At 59.7% G+C, this 17,127-nt stretch carries 18 protein-coding genes; 10 read left to right on the top strand and 8 right to left on the bottom strand.

Annotated elements, in window-relative coordinates; translation table 11 throughout:
• Positions 1–10: 10 nt before the first annotated feature.
• The 3 genes from scpB to rluB all read left to right on the top strand — a co-directional run bounded on the left by scpB (position 11) and on the right by rluB (position 2,689).
• Positions 11–982 (top strand): SMC-Scp complex subunit ScpB, encoded by a 972-nt coding sequence (scpB, locus tag AB4P91_RS25225; RefSeq protein WP_395603926.1) that lies wholly within the window; start codon positions 11–13, stop codon positions 980–982.
• A gap of 143 nt (positions 983–1,125) precedes the next feature.
• Positions 1,126–1,317: a DUF1289 domain-containing protein gene (locus AB4P91_RS25220; protein ID WP_007919669.1), complete on the top strand. Its 192-nt coding sequence runs from the start codon at positions 1,126–1,128 to the stop codon at positions 1,315–1,317.
• 154 nt (positions 1,318–1,471) lie between these two features.
• Complete coding sequence (gene rluB / locus AB4P91_RS25215; RefSeq protein WP_150594291.1) at positions 1,472–2,689, top strand: 23S rRNA pseudouridine(2605) synthase RluB; 1,218 nt, start codon at positions 1,472–1,474, stop codon at positions 2,687–2,689.
• 206 nt (positions 2,690–2,895) lie between these two features.
• Here rluB and AB4P91_RS25210 read toward each other — a convergent pair whose 3' ends face one another.
• Both AB4P91_RS25210 and AB4P91_RS25205 read right to left on the bottom strand, forming a co-directional pair.
• Positions 2,896–3,861: a leucyl aminopeptidase gene (locus AB4P91_RS25210; RefSeq protein ID WP_395603925.1), complete on the bottom strand. Its 966-nt coding sequence runs from the start codon at positions 3,859–3,861 to the stop codon at positions 2,896–2,898.
• Between the two features lie 72 nt (positions 3,862–3,933).
• The gene (locus tag AB4P91_RS25205) at positions 3,934–4,071 is read right to left on the bottom strand and encodes a hypothetical protein (protein ID WP_191624048.1); all 138 of its coding nucleotides are present in this window, start codon (positions 4,069–4,071) and stop codon (positions 3,934–3,936) included.
• 892 nt (positions 4,072–4,963) lie between these two features.
• Between AB4P91_RS25205 and AB4P91_RS25200 the strand changes: the two genes are divergently transcribed.
• Positions 4,964–6,385: an amino acid permease gene (locus AB4P91_RS25200; protein WP_150687851.1), complete on the top strand. Its 1,422-nt coding sequence runs from the start codon at positions 4,964–4,966 to the stop codon at positions 6,383–6,385.
• Between the two features lie 222 nt (positions 6,386–6,607).
• Complete coding sequence (gene arfB, locus AB4P91_RS25195; protein WP_042558179.1) at positions 6,608–7,021, top strand: alternative ribosome rescue aminoacyl-tRNA hydrolase ArfB; 414 nt, start codon at positions 6,608–6,610, stop codon at positions 7,019–7,021.
• Here the strand turns inward: arfB and AB4P91_RS25190 are convergent.
• The 6 genes from AB4P91_RS25190 to phhA form a co-directional block, all read right to left on the bottom strand.
• The gene (locus AB4P91_RS25190; protein WP_191624054.1) at positions 7,018–8,205 is read right to left on the bottom strand and encodes an MFS transporter; all 1,188 of its coding nucleotides are present in this window, start codon (positions 8,203–8,205) and stop codon (positions 7,018–7,020) included. The genes arfB and AB4P91_RS25190 overlap by 4 nt on opposite strands.
• A gap of 114 nt (positions 8,206–8,319) precedes the next feature.
• Positions 8,320–8,502 (bottom strand): hypothetical protein, encoded by a 183-nt coding sequence (locus AB4P91_RS25185; protein ID WP_150594287.1) that lies wholly within the window; start codon positions 8,500–8,502, stop codon positions 8,320–8,322.
• A 72-nt stretch (positions 8,503–8,574) separates the two neighbouring features.
• Positions 8,575–8,706, bottom strand: a complete 132-nt coding sequence (locus tag AB4P91_RS25180) for a hypothetical protein (protein ID WP_263596249.1) — start codon at positions 8,704–8,706, stop codon at positions 8,575–8,577.
• A gap of 263 nt (positions 8,707–8,969) precedes the next feature.
• A complete protein-coding gene (locus AB4P91_RS25175; RefSeq protein WP_042558182.1) occupies positions 8,970–10,163 on the bottom strand; it encodes an amino acid aminotransferase in 1,194 nt (397 codons plus the stop codon).
• A complete protein-coding gene (locus AB4P91_RS25170; protein WP_042558183.1) occupies positions 10,163–10,519 on the bottom strand; it encodes a 4a-hydroxytetrahydrobiopterin dehydratase in 357 nt (118 codons plus the stop codon). Before AB4P91_RS25170 ends, AB4P91_RS25175 begins: the two co-directional genes overlap by 1 nt.
• Positions 10,520–10,629: 110 nt before the next feature.
• Complete coding sequence (gene phhA / locus AB4P91_RS25165; protein WP_042558184.1) at positions 10,630–11,421, bottom strand: phenylalanine 4-monooxygenase; 792 nt, start codon at positions 11,419–11,421, stop codon at positions 10,630–10,632.
• 389 nt (positions 11,422–11,810) lie between these two features.
• On the opposite strand from phhA, the gene AB4P91_RS25160 reads away from it, so the two are divergent.
• From AB4P91_RS25160 to AB4P91_RS25140, 5 genes are all read left to right on the top strand, one after another.
• The gene (locus tag AB4P91_RS25160; protein WP_150594285.1) at positions 11,811–13,370 is read left to right on the top strand and encodes a sigma-54-dependent transcriptional regulator; all 1,560 of its coding nucleotides are present in this window, start codon (positions 11,811–11,813) and stop codon (positions 13,368–13,370) included.
• Positions 13,371–13,681: 311 nt separating this feature from the next.
• A complete protein-coding gene (locus AB4P91_RS25155) occupies positions 13,682–14,422 on the top strand; it encodes a flagellar basal body rod protein FlgF (RefSeq protein ID WP_150594284.1) in 741 nt (246 codons plus the stop codon).
• 45 nt (positions 14,423–14,467) lie between these two features.
• Positions 14,468–15,253 (top strand): flagellar basal-body rod protein FlgG, encoded by a 786-nt coding sequence (gene flgG / locus AB4P91_RS25150; RefSeq protein WP_150594283.1) that lies wholly within the window; start codon positions 14,468–14,470, stop codon positions 15,251–15,253.
• A 52-nt stretch (positions 15,254–15,305) separates the two neighbouring features.
• Positions 15,306–16,001, top strand: coding sequence for a flagellar basal body L-ring protein FlgH (flgH, locus tag AB4P91_RS25145; RefSeq protein WP_042558188.1), 696 nt, complete (start codon positions 15,306–15,308; stop codon positions 15,999–16,001).
• Between the two features lie 27 nt (positions 16,002–16,028).
• The gene (locus AB4P91_RS25140; protein ID WP_224450856.1) at positions 16,029–17,117 is read left to right on the top strand and encodes a flagellar basal body P-ring protein FlgI; all 1,089 of its coding nucleotides are present in this window, start codon (positions 16,029–16,031) and stop codon (positions 17,115–17,117) included.
• Positions 17,118–17,127 lie beyond the last annotated feature (10 nt).

Genomic DNA, 17,127 nt, shown 5'->3' with positions numbered 1-17,127 from the left:
GAGTCGAAACATGAACCTGACTGAACCCCGCGAGCTGGCGCCCCTGCTTGAAGCCTTTCTGTTGGCCTCGGGAAAGCCGCAATCCCTTGAGCGCCTTTTTGAATTGTTCGAAGAAGGCGAACGGCCTGAACCGGCAGTCTTCAAGAAAGCCCTGACCCTGTTGGGCAAGTCCTGCGAGGGCCGGGCGTTCGAGCTCAAAGAGGTGTCGTCCGGCTATCGCTTGCAGATCCGCGAGAAGTTTTCGCCGTGGGTCGGGCGCCTGTGGGAAGAGCGGCCGCAGCGTTATTCCCGGGCGTTGCTGGAAACCATCGCGCTGATCGCCTATCGCCAGCCCATCACCCGTGGCGAGATCGAAGACGTACGGGGCGTAGCGGTCAACAGCAACATTGTCAAAACCTTGCTTGAACGCGAGTGGATCCGCGTCGTCGGCTACCGCGATGTGCCCGGCAAGCCAGCCATGTTCGCCACCACCAAGGGGTTTCTCGATCACTTCAACCTGAAGAATCTGGAAGACCTGCCACCGCTGGCCGAACTGCGCGAGATGGAAGCCGACCCGATCCTCGATTTCGACGATGCCCCGGTGCCGCAAGGTTTGCAGGAGCTGGCCGACGCCAGCGCCGAGCCGGAGGAAGAGAAGGAAGAAACCAGTTTCCATACGCTGTTGCTGGAACTGGACACCATGGAAGAGGGGATCAAGACCGACTTCGACGATCTGTTGCGCGATGGCGCCGATGCCGAAGCACCGTCGACCGAGGCCGAAACTGTCGAGCCGGTGAACGAAGTTGAACTCGAAGAAGAGCCGCAAGCCGAACCTGAAAAGGACATTCTGGGCGTAGCCGAAGCTCGGGAAAAACTGCTCGCTGCCGTGGCGGCTCTGGAGCCATCCGCGCCAGAACCCGAACCGGAGTTGAGCGAAGAAGAAGCCGAAGCCCGCGCCCTGGCCGAAGCCATCGAGGCCGAACGCCGCGAGTTCGAGGACTGATCCTTCCTCAAGAACGCTGTTGCCCCTGTGGGAGCGAGCCTGCCCGCGAAGAGGCCGGCACATTCAACGTCATCGCTGACTGATCTGACGCCTTCGCGGGCAAGCCCGCTCCCACAGGGTCATGTGTCGATCCGGGAAAATGTATGAGCTCAACCAAAGACCCCTGCATCAGCCTCTGCAAATTCACCGACGACATCTGCCTCGGTTGCGGGCGCAGCAAGCGCGAAATCAAGGCCTGGAAGAAACTCGACAAGGACGACAAGCGCACTGTACTGGCCGAAGCCGCGTTGCGCTTGATCAAACTTGGTGGCGCCGGTCGGCGGAAAAAGAAATAACCTTGGCCTGATCGACTAGTCTCTGATGCGCGATGCCGCACATCCGCGTATGATTCGCGACCCTTCGCCGATCCCTTCGGTGAAGAACCCAGATTCCAATGCTTCAGACGCCCGGCTCAGGACGTCTGAACAGACCACACCGGGAGGTGCCCAGATGAGTGACATCAATCAGAAAGACGACCAGGAAATCGGCCCAGCAGGCGAGAAACTGCAGAAAGTCCTCGCCCGTATCGGCGTCGGCTCGCGCCGTGACGTGGAAGCCTGGATCACCCAGGGCCGGATCAAGGTCAATGGCAAAGACGCCACCCTCGGTCTGCGCGTCGACATTCTCGACGCCATCACCATTGATGGCAAAGTGATCAAGCGTGAAGAGGCTGCCGAATCGGTACGCCGCGTGATCATGTACAACAAACCCGATGGCGAGATCTGCACCCGTGACGACCCGGAAGGCCGTCCGACCGTGTTCGACAAGCTGCCGCGTCCGAAAGAAGGGCGCTGGATCAACATCGGTCGTCTCGACATCAACACCACCGGTCTGCTGATGTTCACCACCGATGGTGAATTGGCCAACCGTCTGATGCATCCGTCGTACGAGATGGACCGCGAGTACGCCGTGCGTGTACGCGGTGAAGTCGATGACGAAATGATCGAGCGCCTGAAGGCGGGCGTGGTACTGGAAGACGGTCCGGCCAGGTTCACCGACATCAAGCAGGCGCCGGGTGGCGAAGGCTTCAACCACTGGTATCACTGCGTGGTGATGGAAGGTCGTAACCGTGAGGTTCGTCGTCTGTGGGAATCTCAGGGCCTGGTGGTCAGCCGTCTGAAGCGCGTGCGTTTCGGCCCGGTGTTCCTCAACTCCGATCTGCCGATGGGCCGCTGGCGCGAAATGAGCCAGTACGAAGTCGACATTCTGAGTGCTGAAGTGGGGCTGACGCCGGTGGCGATGCCGCAACTGAACGCCAAGAGCAAAGACAAGCTTGAGCGTCTGCAGCGCAAATCGTCGCGCCCGATGGGCAAGACCGAGCGCGTGCGTACGTTGCGTCCTGCCGCTGGCGCTCCGACCGGCCCGCGTCCATCGCGCGAGCCGCACATCGAAGGCGAGCGTCCGGCCCGCAAGCCAGTTGCCCGTGACGGCGAGCGCGCTCCGCGTCCGGCCAACGGTCGCACCGAGCGAGGCGAGCGGGGTGCACCTGCCGGTCGTGGCACGCCAGTGGCCGATCGTCCAGCGGACACCACCAACAAGCGTCCGGCCAAGCCTGCACCGAAGCGTCCGGGGATCAAACTGGCCGACGACAAGCCATCGGGCAAGCGTCGCGGCGCACCGGCCGGTTCCGGCCAGCGTCCGGGTTTCGGTCGCAAGAAACCGGAATAAGTCAGCTGTGAGCTTCTAGCGGCAAGCTTCAAGTTAAAGCAGAAACGCCAACCGCAAGGTTGGCATTTTTTTTCGTCTGGCGAAAGTTATGTAGCTTCTGCAAGGCCGCCTTCGCGAGCAAGCTCGCTCCCACAGTTGGAATGTTATCCCCTGTGGGAGCGAGCTTGCTCGCGAAGAGGCCGGTAGCCTTGTAGAAAAAATCTGGATCAGAATACAAACCGCCCATCAAACACCGGCTTGTCATCCAGCGCCAACACTCCACCCGAGAAGATCAGGTCCAGGTGATGGCTGCCCTTGGCCCCGCCACCGAGCCCCAGATGCAAGCCACAATGGCGTTCCTCGAACCCGGCGTTGCGTGCATACAGGTCTTTCACGCCTTCGTTGGTACCAATCCCCAGTTCCTCGATCCGCCGGTTCGACGGATTCGCATCCAGGTATTTGTTGAAGTCATGCTCCAGGCCCGGCACATCCGTGGCGATGCGGCTGATGGTCGAGTTTTCGATCCACAGTTCCAGCGGCGACTCCAGCACGCCGTACTTGCGCGCAAACGGAATGGTGCTGAGGAAGGTGCCCTTGAACTTCACATGGCCGTTGATTTCTTCGCTGTGGGTGGCGATTTCACCGGGGGCCAGGTCGAAGTTGCCGATGCCGTTGATGTCGGTCCACTTCTTGATGCTGCTCATGGGCGTTTCAAACCATGAGCCGTGGTCGTCCTTGAAACTCAGCGTAGTGGCCTGGGACATGCGCTGGATCAGGTGGCTGTTCAGTCCGGCAATTCGCTGCGGCGTGACGCTGAACGTGTCGTAGAAATAATCGCCGTAATCCTTGAACAGCAGCGACTTCTTCCAGTTCTGCGCCATGACCGTTTGCAGCGCGCGGACAAACTCCGGGCCGTCGGGGCGCGGGTTGGGCAGGGTGGAAGAGTCGTAGAAGAAAATGTACAGATCGCTGTCGGTTATCGCCGAGGTCAGCGCTGCGGTGCTTTCCAGGTCCAGGCGCCGGGCGCTGAAGTTGAAACGCGGATGATCGCCGGCCTGTTCGGCGATCGCGCCGGTCAGGGCTTCGTAATCGGCGGTGTGGCCGAGCAATACCTGCGCCGAGTCGAGACCGGCGAGGGCTGGATGATGTTCGAGGTAGTAAAGGAAATGCGAGATCGCGCGGGGCTTATCCATGAGTCCTCCCTGACTGACCGTGAAGAAAGCGGCAGGCACGACCGGCCCGATCGTGCCTGCCCGGTGATGTCTTTACAGAGGCCACATCGCCGTGCCGAACGGAACGACCGCGTCGGCTTGCATCATTTCTACGGCGGCCTCGTGGGTCGGTGCTTCAAACCATTCGTCCAGTTGCAGTTCGCTATCCAAGTCTTTTTCGAATGCTTGCATGGTCGATCTCCTAGATGACTTTCACGGTTGTGACTGGCCGGTCGAGTTGCCCGGCGAGACGTGAAGAACCTAGTTCAGGGATTTTTATAATGCAAAAAATCATTCATTTAATTTTTAAATAGATTTTTTATTCTGTTTTTTGGCAGCTGTTTTCTTATTTAAAAACAAAAAACTAAGTGTTCGGATCGTTAGCAAGCTAGCTACCGTCAATTTGCAGACGTCTGACAGAAATTTCTGAAATGGAAACTCTTCGTTACGCGCTGTAAATAAATGTTTACGAAAACTACGGTGAACACCAGTGAAAGGAGCCTGATACCCAAGCTGTAAGGAAAACCTGCCGAAGCCCTATCGGCCGGGAGCTGTGCAAGGCTCTGGCGCGCTTGTTTCAGAGGCGTTTGAAGGGTGAGATGCGCCTCATGCCTGCCGTGCAGGTGCATAACAAGAAGGAGGCGCAATGAACGCCGTGACTGATTTCCACTTCTCACCGTGGGACGGCTTTCCTGCCGTTCCCGTCGATGGCCCGCAAAGGCCTGACTCAATTTTTGCAGCCGCTCGAGCGTCTCGAGGCGGACACACGCAATCCCGGCAACCGACACGCTGATCCAGCGGGGTCTGGCGGCAGGGGGTTAGCGGTGTACAATGCGCCGCGTTTTAACTGTGACCCTCTGCGTAATCGCATGAATCTCAAGGCTATACGCCTTGTTCACTCCGCCGCGCCACAAGCGTATCGGGTTCGATTTCGTCACAGATAAAAACAAACAGGTGACGCATGACCGTTGTAAAAAAGCTGAACTCCTGGTGCCTGCGCTGGGGTTTGATCGGGGCTGCTTGAAATCGCAACCTTGCAGCAACGTCTACTGAACATCATCAAACCTTGCGTGAGACCTTTTTCATGAGTGCACAACCCTCGCAATCAGGCGAGCTGAAACGCGGCCTGAAAAATCGACACATTCAACTGATCGCCCTCGGTGGCGCGATCGGTACCGGATTGTTCCTCGGCTCGGCCGGGGTCCTGAAATCCGCCGGCCCGTCGATGATCCTCGGCTACGCCATCTGCGGCTTCATCGCCTTCATGATCATGCGCCAGTTGGGCGAGATGATCGTCGAAGAGCCGGTGGCCGGTTCCTTCAGCCATTTCGCGCACAAGTACTGGGGCGGTTTTGCCGGTTTCCTGTCGGGCTGGAACTGCTGGATTCTGTACATTCTGGTGGGCATGTCGGAGCTGACCGCGGTCGGCAAGTACATCCACTACTGGGCACCGGATATCCCGACCTGGGTGTCTGCTGCCGGGTTCTTCGTGCTGATCAACCTGATCAACCTGGCCAACGTCAAAGTCTTCGGTGAAGCCGAATTCTGGTTCGCGATCATCAAGGTCGTGGCGATTGTCGGCATGATTGCCCTCGGCAGCTACTTGCTGGTCAGCGGCAACGGTGGCCCGCAAGCCTCGGTCAGCAACCTGTGGTCTCACGGTGGTTTCTTCCCCAATGGCGTCAGCGGTCTGGTGATGGCCATGGCGATTATCATGTTCTCGTTCGGCGGGCTGGAAATGCTCGGTTTCACCGCCGCCGAGGCCGACAAACCGAAAACCGTGATCCCGAAAGCGATCAATCAGGTGATCTACCGAATCCTGATTTTCTACATCGGCGCCCTGGTGATCCTGCTGTCGTTGACCCCATGGGACAGCCTGCTGGCAACCCTCAACGCGTCTGGCGATTCCTATAGCGGTAGCCCGTTCGTGCAGGTGTTCTCGATGCTCGGCAGCAACACCGCCGCGCACATCCTCAACTTCGTGGTGCTGACCGCTGCGCTGTCGGTATACAACAGCGGCACCTACTGCAACAGCCGCATGCTCCTGGGCATGGCCGAGCAGGGTGATGCGCCGAAAGCGCTGGCGAAAATCGACAAGCGCGGCGTGCCGGTGCGTTCGATTCTGGCCTCCGCGGCGGTGACGCTGGTGGCGGTGCTGCTCAATTACCTGATCCCGCAGCACGCGCTGGAACTGTTGATGTCGCTGGTTGTGGCGACCCTGGTAATCAACTGGGCAATGATCAGCTTCTCGCACTTCAAGTTCCGCCAGCACATGAACAAGACCAAGCAGACGCCGTTGTTCAAGGCTCTGTGGTATCCGTACGGCAACTACGTTTGCCTGGCGTTCGTGGTGTTCATTCTCGGCGTGATGCTGTTGATCCCGGGTATTCAGATCTCGGTGTACGCGATTCCGGTGTGGGTCGTGTTCATGTGGGTCTGCTACGTGATCAAGAACAAGCGTGGCGCGCAGCAGGCGCTGCACGCGGCGGGTTCTGCCGCGAAGTAAGCACGCTGCACAAACAACAAACCCGGCCAATGTGCCGGGTTTTTTGTTTCTGAAGGCAATCTCGGGATCACACTAACCCTGCGGGAGCGAGCTTGCTCGCGAAGAGGCCGGTTCATTCAAAACCCTCATTGGCTGATACACCGTCTTCGCGAGCAAGCTCGCTCCCACATGGGACGAGGTGAATCAAGGTATCCTGCGCACTCTGAATACGGACGCTTTTCCATGCTGGTGATTTCCAACAATGTGCATCTGCCGGATGCCGAGATCGAATTGACGGCCATTCGCGCCCAGGGTGCGGGTGGGCAGAACGTCAACAAGGTCTCCAGTGCCATGCACCTGCGCTTCGACATCGCGGCCTCGTCCTTGCCCGAGTTCTACAAGGAGCGGTTGCTGGCGCTGCGCGACAGTCGCATCACCAGCGACGGCGTGTTGATCATCAAGGCCCAGCAATACCGCACGCAGGAGGCCAACCGGGCCGATGCGCTGGAGCGTCTGGTGGAGTTGATCGTCAGCGCCACCAAAGTCGAGAAGAAACGTCGCCCGACCAAGCCGACCCTCGGTTCAAAGAAGCGTCGGCTCGAATCGAAAACCAAGCGCGGCAGCATCAAGGCCGGGCGCGGCAAAGTGGATTTCTAGTCTTCGCGGTATTTGGCCGTGTGCTTGTACAGGTACACGCTCAGCGCCAGGCCACTCAGCGCGGCGAGGGCGGCGAACAGGAAGATCGAGGCGAAACCGAATCCGGCAGCAATGGCCCCGGCCAACGGCCCGGTGATCCCCAGCGACAGGTCGATGAACAGCGAGTAGGCGCCGACTGCCGCGCCCCGGCTGGACGCAGGCACCAGGTTCACTGCCTCTACGCCCAGCGCCGGGAACACCAGCGAGAAGCCGAAACCGCTCAGTGCCGCGCCCGCCAAAGCCCAATGCGCATCCGGCGCGAGCCACAGCAGCAACAGCCCCAGTGTCTCTACCGACAAACAGGCAATCGCCACGCGGAAGCCGCCGAGGCGATTGATCAGGTTGCCGAACAAGAGCCGCGCGCCGATGAAACTGGCGCCGAACAGGCTCAGGCACAACACCGCGTTGTCCCAATGCTGCGTGGCGTAATACAGGGTGATGAAGGTGGCGATGGTGCCGAAACCAATCGAGCCCAGCGCCAGTCCGCAGCCGTGCGGAAAAACCCGCCCAAGCACATGCATGAACGGCAAGCGCTCACCGGCGACCACCGGGGCGGCGGTTTTCGGCCACGCCAGCAGCAGGCCCAGCGCGGCCAGCAAGACGATGCTCACGCCCATGCTCCACAAGCCCAGTCGACTGACCAGCCACACCCCGAACGGCGCGCCGATCGCCAGTGCGCCGTAACTGGCGATGCCATTCCACGAGATGACTTTGGCGGTGTTCGCTGCGCCGACGCGGCCGATGCCCCAGCCAATCGAGCCGGAGCCGACCAGGCTTTCCGCGCTGCCCAATACCAGACGCCCGATCAACAGGCTGATCAAGCTGAGCATCGGCAGGTTCGGCGTCCACGCGGAAATCAGCATGAACACGCCGCTAAGGCCACAACCGGCCAGGCCATACATGACGGCCAGTTTGCTGCCCTTGTTGTCGATGATCTTGCCGGCGTACGGGCGGCTGAGCAGGGTGGCGAGGTATTGCACACTGATCACCAGCCCGGCAACGACCGCGCCAAAACCCAGATCACTGTGGACATAGCCCGGCAGCACCGCGAGCGGAATGCCGATGTTCAGATAACCGATAAAAGTGAAGAGGACGATGGAAACAACCTGCAGCGTAACCTTCATAGGGCGCTGGGGCTCGGACATAGAGGACGACATGGGTAAAGATCCACGGGAGCAGCACAATAGATAGGCTGCTCATGATACCGGCGAGAAATAATCTGGGGCGGGAAAAGTAAAACTATTTGCCGGGCGGCAGGCTCAGGATTTGGCGGGAGCCACCAGTTGCGTGGTGACCAGTGCAGCGAGGGCATTTTCTTCGCTGCCGAAACGGGCGAGCAGGGCGGCTTGTTTCTCGGGAGAGAGGCGGCTCCAGATCTCGATCATTTTCTCGGTGGCGCCGATCAGGACAGCAGCTTGGCTTTCGGAGAATTCGTCGGTCATGGCGGGCTCGGTTCAGGCAGTGTGGAAAGCGCATCTTAGCGCTTTCCACACGGTCTGTACGGCGGGTGTTGCTTACTCTTCGCTGTCGGCCGGACGGCTCTCAGCAGCTTCTTTAGGCTCGGCCTGTGCGGCGCCGGCTTGTTGCAGGGTCGTCTGCTCAGGCTCGTGCAGGCTTGGGAAGGGGAGATTAGGAATCTCGTGCATGGTTGCGCTCCTCGCTAAGTCTGTTGATAGATCTGGTAGATCCGCGCTTTCAGAAAGCCTGCGCAGGATACAGCAGGAAAAATGACAATCAGACTTTTAATTCAATTTATTGCGACAAATGGCCGCAGGGGAGGGCGGGGAAGCAAAGAAAGATTGCTGCAAAAACCCATGCAGGAGCTGCCGCAGGCTGCGATCTTTTGATCTTGCTTTAAAAAAGATCAAAAGATCGCAGCCTGCGGCAGCTCCTACAGGGTATTGCGGTGTTACTTGCAGACGTCGGCGATCGCGTCGGCCAGCAGCGCCAGGCGTGTCGCATCGATGCCGGCAACGTTGGCCCGACCCGAACTCACCATGTACACACTGTGATGCTCGCGCAGTTGTTTCACTTGCTCCGGTGACAAACCGGTGTAGGAGAACATCCCGCGCTGCACGCCAATGTGCGCAAAACGCTCGCGCAACCCATGCGGCTCCAGCGCTTCGACCAGGCCGCTGCGCAATTGGGCAATACGCAAACGCATGGCTTCCACTTCATCGGCCCAGCGGGCTTTGAGCTCTGGATCAGCGAGGATCGTCGCGACCACCGCTGCACCATGATCCGGCGGCGTCGACCACAGATTACGGGCGATGTTGGCCAGTTGGCTGCGGATGTCGATGAGCTTGTCGGCGCTTTTCGCGCAGACGATCAGCGCACCAGTACGGTCGCGATACAGGCCGAAGTTTTTCGAGCAGGAACTGGTGATCAACAGCTCAGGCAGTTCAGCGGCGAATAACCGGGTTGACCACGCATCCTGCTCCAGGCCATCGCCAAAGCCCTGATAGGCGAAGTCGATCAGCGGCAGCAAATCCCGGCTGCGCACGACGTCCAGCACGCGCTGCCAGTCGTCGTGGCTCAGATCGAAACCGGTCGGGTTGTGGCAGCACGCATGCAGCAACACCACGTCGCCCTTCGGCACTTCATTGAGCACCGCGAGCATCGCTTCGACGTCGAGACGGTTGTCGCTGCCCACATAAGGGTAGTGACTGGCCTTGACCCCGGCCGCCGCAAAAATGGTTTCATGGATCGGCCAGGTCGGATTGCTCAGCCATACCCCTTTGCCCGGCAGGCATTGGGCGATGAAGTCGGCAGCCAGACGCAGGGCGCCGGTGCCGCCCGGCGTCTGAGTGGCGCCTGCACGCTGCTCGGCGAGCAGTTTCGAACCGGCACCAAGTACCAGCTCGTTGATGACCTTGCCGAACAACGGATTGCCGTGGCCACCAATGTAGGTCTTGGTGTCCTGGCTTTCGACCAGCCGCGCCTCGGCGATTTTCACCGCTTCAGGGATCGGCGTCAGGCCTTGGGCGTCCTTGTAGACGCCAACGCCCAGGTCGAATTTGCGCGGGTTAGGGTCCTGCGCATACGCCTCCATCAAACCGAGGATAGGGTCGCCGGGTACCCGGCCGATGGCGTCAAAGTGCATTACTTGCGTCCTTCAGCGGTCTTGGCCACTTCATCCGTACGCGCGGCCATGATGAAGTCGTTGCGGTGCAGGCCTTTGATCGAGTGGCTCCACCAGGTCACGGTAACTTTGCCCCACTCGGTCAGCAGGCCCGGGTGGTGACCTTCGGCCTCGGAGATCTCGCCGACGGCGTTGGTGAAGGCCAGCGCGTGCTTGAAGTTTTTGAACAGAAACAGTTTTTCCAGTTGCATCACGCCATCGCGAACTTCGATGTTCCAGTCAGGGATCTGCTTGATCAGGATCGGCAGTTCTTCGTCGCTGACTTGTGGCGCATCGGCGCGGCAGGCTTCGCAGTGGGCTTGGTTCAAAGTAGACATGGTGGGTTTCCTGAAATCTGGAGGTGTTTTTTTATATTGGCCGTCAATGCCGCCACGCTAAAGCAAAGTGGGCGCAACTGACAGACTCACTTGTCAGCAAAAGTGGCGGGTCACGCCGCTTTTGGTTTTGGCGGAAATTTCGGCGCGTGCAGACCTAGCTGCATGCCTTGTCTGACCATGGCCATGATGTCTTCATGGGCCACATCGAACAGGCGCTTGAGGTTCGGCAGGACAAAGTACAGTGGTTGCAGGATGTCGATGCGATACGGCGTGCGCATCGCTTCCAGCGGATCGAATGCCTGATGCTCGGGCTCGTCCGACAGCGAATAAACAGTTTCTTTCGGCGAAGACAGGATGCCACCGCCGTAGATGCGTTTGCCTTGCGGGGTGTCGACCAGGCCGAACTCGATGGTCATCCAGTACAGGCGCGCGAGATAAACGCGCTCTTCCTTGGTGGCTTGCAGGCCGAGTTTGCCGTAGGTGTGGGTGAATTCGGCAAACCACGGGTTGGTCAGCAGCGGGCAGTGACCAAAAATCTCGTGGAAAATGTCCGGCTCTTGCAGGTAATCCAGCTCTTCGCGGGTGCGAATGAACGTGGCCACCGGAAATTGTTTGCTGGCGAGCAATTCGAAGAAGGTCTGGAAGGGGATCAGCGCCGGGACCCGGGCAACCTGCCAACCGGTGGTCTCGCCGAGCACTTTGTTGATCTCGCCCAGTTGCGGGATGCGGTCGTGGGGCAGACCGAGTTTTTCGATACCGTCCAGGTACTCCTGGCACGCACGCCCCTCGAGCACTTTCAGTTGGCGAGTGATCAGCGTGTTCCACACCGCGTGTTCTTCGGCGGGGTAGTCGATAAAACCTTGCGCATCGGGCTCGCGGGCCACGTATTGCGTCTGCTTCATACTGCTCTCCTGCTAGGGGAATTCGTTCTTGTTATGTCCAGCGATGGACTCAGAATTACCTGAGAGTGTGGCGGTGTGCAGTAGGTTGAACGATGAATGCGTAGGAAAATTCCGCGTAAATTGTAAAGTATTCGTTACGAACCTGGGTCTGCATCGTGTTTGCGGTCAATTTCGGGTTTGAAAAGGCTAATGGCTGTCACATAATCTTGACAACTATCTGTGCGCCTAAGCAGAAAAATGACACCAAGGCGCGCTGCATTACGCTGTGGGAGCGAACTTGCTCGCGAATGCGTCGGCCCGTTCAGTATTGATGAGTCAGACAAATCGCTTTCGCGAGCAAGCTCGCTCCCACAGAGATGCATTCAACCCATCCTAGTCGGGCGATTTATATGCGTATCAAAGTCCACTGCCAGAACCGCATCGGCATCCTGCGCGACATCCTCAATTTGCTGGTGGCGTACGGGATCAACGTCGCGCGCGGCGAGGTCGGCGGTGAGCATGGCAACGCGATCTATCTGCATTGCCCGAACCTGATCAATATCCAGTTCCAGGCACTGCGGCCGAAATTCGAAGCGATTGCCGGGGTGTTCGGCGTCAAGCGGGTAGGGCTGATGCCGAGCGAGCGACGGCACATGGAGTTGAACGCATTGCTCGGTGCGCTGGAGTTTCCGGTCCTGTCGATCGACATGGGCGGCTCGATTGTCGCCGCCAACCGCGCGGCGGCGCAGTTGCTTGGCGTGCGGGTCGATGAAGTGCCGGGGATTCCACTGTCGCGCTATGCCGAAGATTTCGATTTGCCGGAACTGGTGCGAGCAAATAAATCGCGAATCAACGGCATGCGGGTCAAGGTCAAGGGCGACGTGTTTCTGGCCGATATCGCCCCGCTGCAATCGGAACACGACGACAGCGAAGCGATGGCCGGTGCGGTGTTGACCCTGCACCGCGCCGACCGCGTTGGCGAGCGCATCTACAACGTGCGCAAGCAGGAGCTGCGCGGGTTCGACAGCATTTTCCAAAGCTCCAAAGTCATGGCCGCAGTGGTGCGTGAAGCACGGCGAATGGCGCCACTCGATGCACCTCTATTGATAGAAGGCGAAACCGGCACGGGCAAGGAGTTGCTGGCGCGCGCCTGTCACCTCGCCAGTCCGCGCGGGCAGTCGCCGCTGATGGCGCTCAACTGCGCGGGTCTGCCGGAGTCGATGGCCGAGACCGAACTGTTCGGTTATGGCCCCGGTGCGTTCGAAGGTGCGCGGGCCGAAGGCAAGCTTGGTCTGCTGGAATTGACGGCGGGGGGGACGCTGTTTCTCGATGGCGTGGGTGAAATGAGTCCGCGCCTCCAGGTCAAACTGCTGCGCTTTCTGCAGGACGGCTGCTTCCGTCGCGTTGGCAGTGATGAAGAGGTTTATCTGGATGTACGGGTGATTTGCGCGACGCAGGTGGACCTGTCCGAATTGTGCGCGCGGGGCGAGTTTCGCCAGGATCTGTATCACCGCTTGAACGTGCTCTCGCTGCACATTCCACCGCTGCGCGAATGCCTCGACGGTTTGACGCCGCTGGTGGAGCACTTCCTCGATCAGGCCAGTCGGCAGATTGGCTGTTCGCTGCCGAAACTGGCGCCGGCGGCGATGGATCGGCTCAGCCATTACCACTGGCCGGGCAACGTGCGGCAGTTGGAAAACGTGCTGTTCCAGGCCGTTTCGCTGTGTGACGGCGGCACGGTGAAAGCCGAGCATATTCGCCTGCCGGATTACGGCGTGCGTCAGCCGCTTGGCGATTTTTCGCTGGAGGGCGGGCTGGACGAGATCGTCGGGCGCTTCGAGAAAGCCGTGTTGGAGCGATTGTATTCGGAGCACCCGAGCAGTCGGCAGTTGGGCAAGCGACTGGGTGTTTCGCACACCACGATTGCCAACAAACTGCGTGAGTATGAGGTTGGCAAGTCTGAGTCATAGTCAAAAATTGCATTGGCTTTAATGGCCTCTTCGCAAACAGGCTCGCTCCCACCGTTGCAATGCATTCCCCTGTGGGAGCGAGCTTGCTCGCGAAAGCGGCAGTACTGACAACTTCGGCGTCAGCCTTTGCCACCTACCGGCACAACACCGCCGGTTTTTCGACTTCGGTACATTTCCCCTTTCCCCGCAACCCCCCTCAAGTCCTTTGTTTGCCGGGCTTCGCGCTGCCAGAAAAAAGTTGGTCTGCAAATTGCTTATGGCTCAGCAGTACAGCAGTGGGCGGCAAACGTCCGGCATGCAGAGGAAAGAGCGTGGACAAGTACCTTTATGTAGCAATGACCGGCGCGAGCCAAAACGCGCTGGCGCAAAGGGCTCATGCCAACAACCTGGCGAACATTTCCACCAACGGTTTTCAGCGCGACCTGGAGCAGGCGCGTTCGATGCCAGTGTTCGGTGACAGCTTTCCGGCGCGTGCGTTTGCCATGAGCGAGCGGCCCGCCACCGATTTCACTCCGGGCTCGCTGGTGCAGACCGGGCGTGACCTGGACGTCGCCGTGACCGGCAACGGCTGGATCGCCGTGCAGAACCCGAGCGGCGGCGAAAGCTACGTGCGCACCGGCAGCCTCAACGTCGATGCCCTCGGTGTCTTGCGCGCCGGCAACGGCATGCCGGTGATGGGCAATGGCGGTCCGATCGCCGTGCCGCCCGAGCAGCAGATCGAAGTCGGTGAAGACGGCACCATCAGTATTCGTGCGATGGGCGAAGGCCCGCGTGTGATGGCCGAAGTCGACCGGATCAAACTGGTCAACCCGGACATCAAGAACATGAATAAAGGCCTCGACGGCTCGATCTACACCAAGGACGGCCAGCCTGCGCAGGCTGATGCCAACGTCAAACTGGTGTCGGGTTTCCTTGAGTCGAGCAACGTCAATGCCGTCGAAGAGATGACCTCGGTGCTGGCCCTGGCCAAGCAGTTCGAGTTGCACATCAAAATGATGAACACCGCCAAAGACGACGACCAGGCCATGGCTCGGGTCTTGCAGATCAGCTAATTATCAGAACGTCGCGCCGTAAAACAGGCGCACGAGGAGAATCGAATGCTTCCGGCTCTATGGGTTGCCAAAACGGGTCTGTCCGCTCAGGACACCAACCTGACCACCATTTCCAACAACCTGGCGAACGTCTCGACCACGGGTTTCAAACGTGATCGCGCCGAGTTCCAGGACTTGCTGTATCAGATCAAACGCCAGCCAGGCGCCCAGTCGACTCAGGACAGCGAACTGCCGACGGGTCTGCAAGTGGGTACTGGTGTGCGCATCGTCGGCACCCAGAAAAACTTCACCGCCGGCAGCCTGCAAACCACCGAGCAGCCGCTGGACATGGCCATCAACGGTCGCGGTTTCTTCCAGATCCTGCAGCCGGACGGCACCACGTCCTACACCCGTGACGGCACGTTCCACCTCGACTCCAATGGCCAGATCGTCAACGCCAGCGGTTTCGCTCTGGAGCCGGCGATCGTTATTCCGAACGACGCGCAAACCTTCACCGTCGGCAATGACGGCACCGTTTCCGTCACGCTGCCCGGCAATCCCGCCTCGCAAGTGATCGGCAACCTGCAGACCGCTGACTTCATCAACCCGGCCGGTCTGCAAGCCGTGGGCAACAACCTGTTCCTGGAAACCGCCGCTTCCGGCGCGCCGCAGGTTGGTACTCCGGGCCTGGCCGGTTTCGGCACCACGCTGCAGAACACCCTGGAAACGTCCAACGTCAGCACCGTTGAAGAGATGGTCAACATGATCACCACTCAGCGCGCTTACGAGATGAACTCCAAGGTGATCTCCACCGCCGACCAGATGCTCTCGTTCGTAACGCAGAATCTGTAATCAAGTCTATGAGGCGGCCATGAGGTCGCCTGCAACACCGTGAGGTAGGGTCATGAATCGCTTTGTATCTGTTCTGGCATTGAGTGGGGTCGTCTCGCTCGCGGGCTGCGTCGCCCCGACGCCCAAGCCCAATGACCCTTACTACGCTCCGGTGTTGCCGCGCACGCCGTTGCCGGCGGCTGCCAACAATGGCTCGATCTATCAGGCCGGTTTTGAGCAGAACCTGTACAGCGACCGCAAGGCGTTCCGGGTCGGTGACATCATCACCATCACCCTGAACGAGCGCACCCAGGCGAGCAAGAACGCCAACTCGCAGATGGACAAGAACAGCGACAACTCGATCGGTCTGACCTCGTTGTTCGGTTCCAGCCTGACCACCAACAACCCGATTGGTGGCGGCGACCTGAGCCTGAACGCCGGCTACAGCGCCGACCGCTCGACCAAGGGTGACGCCAAGTCGGGACAGAGCAACAGCCTGACCGGTTCGATCACCGTAACCGTCGCCGACGTGTTGCCTAACGGCATCATCGCCGTGCGCGGCGAGAAGTGGCTGACGCTGAACACCGGCGACGAGCTGGTGCGCATCGCCGGCATGGTCCGCGCCGATGACATCGCCACCGACAACACCGTGTCGTCGACTCGTGTCGCCGATGCTCGCATCACCTATTCGGGTACCGGCGCGTTTGCCGACACGAGTCAGCCAGGCTGGTTCGACCGCTTCTTCCTCAGCCCGCTGTTCCCTTTCTAGGTGGCTACGTTGAATCTGAAAAGCCTAATGCTGGCCGCTCTGTTGTTGCCGGTGGCCTTCACTGCACACGCCGAACGGTTGAAAGACATCGCCAGCATTTCCGGCGTGCGTTCCAACCAGTTGATCGGCTATGGCCTGGTGGTCGGGCTTAATGGCACCGGTGACCAGACGACGCAGACGCCGTTCACCCTGCAGACCTTCAACAACATGCTCTCGCAGTTCGGCATCAAGGTGCCGCCGGGATCGGGCAACGTGCAGTTGAAGAACGTCGCGGCGGTGTCGATCAGTGCCGATCTGCCGGCGTTCGCCAAGCCGGGTCAGCAGGTCGACATCACCGTTTCGTCGATCGGTAACTCCAAGAGCCTGCGCGGCGGCACACTGCTGCTGACCCCGCTCAAGGGTATCGACGGCAACGTCTACGCCATTGCTCAGGGCAACCTTGTTGTCGGTGGTTTCGACGCTGAAGGTCGTGACGGTTCGAAGATTACCGTCAACGTTCCGTCGGCCGGTCGCATCCCTGGCGGTGCGTCGGTTGAGCGTTCGGTGCCGAGCGGTTTCAACCAGGGCAACAGCCTGACGCTGAACCTCAACCGTTCCGACTTCACCACCGCCAAACGCATCGTCGACAAGATCAACGACATGCTCGGCCCTGGCGTCGCACAAGCCATCGACGGCGGTTCGATTCGCGTGACCGCGCCGCTCGATCCGAGCCAGCGTGTCGACTATCTGTCGATCCTGGAAAACCTCGAAGTCGATCCGGGTCAGGCCGTCGCCAAAGTCATCATCAATTCGCGCACCGGCACCATCGTCATCGGCCAGAACGTGAAGGTTTCGCCGGCCGCCGTGACTCACGGCAGCCTGACCGTGACCATCACCGAAGACCCGATCGTCAGCCAGCCAGGTCCGTTGTCCAACGGCCAGACCGCTGTTGTGCCGCGTTCGCGAGTGAATGCCGAACAGGAAGCCAAACCGATGTTCAAATTCGGCCCGGGCACCACCCTCGACGAGATCGTTCGTGCGGTGAACCAGGTTGGCGCGGCACCGGGCGACCTGATGGCGATTCTTGAAGCACTGAAACAGGCCGGTGCGTTGCAAGCCGATCTGATCGTGATCTGAGGACGGCCAC

The organism is Pseudomonas sp. B21128 (assembly GCF_044218865.1).
Lineage (GTDB): Bacteria > Pseudomonadota > Gammaproteobacteria > Pseudomonadales > Pseudomonadaceae > Aquipseudomonas > Aquipseudomonas iridis.
This window is presented reverse-complemented; position numbering and strand designations above follow the sequence as displayed.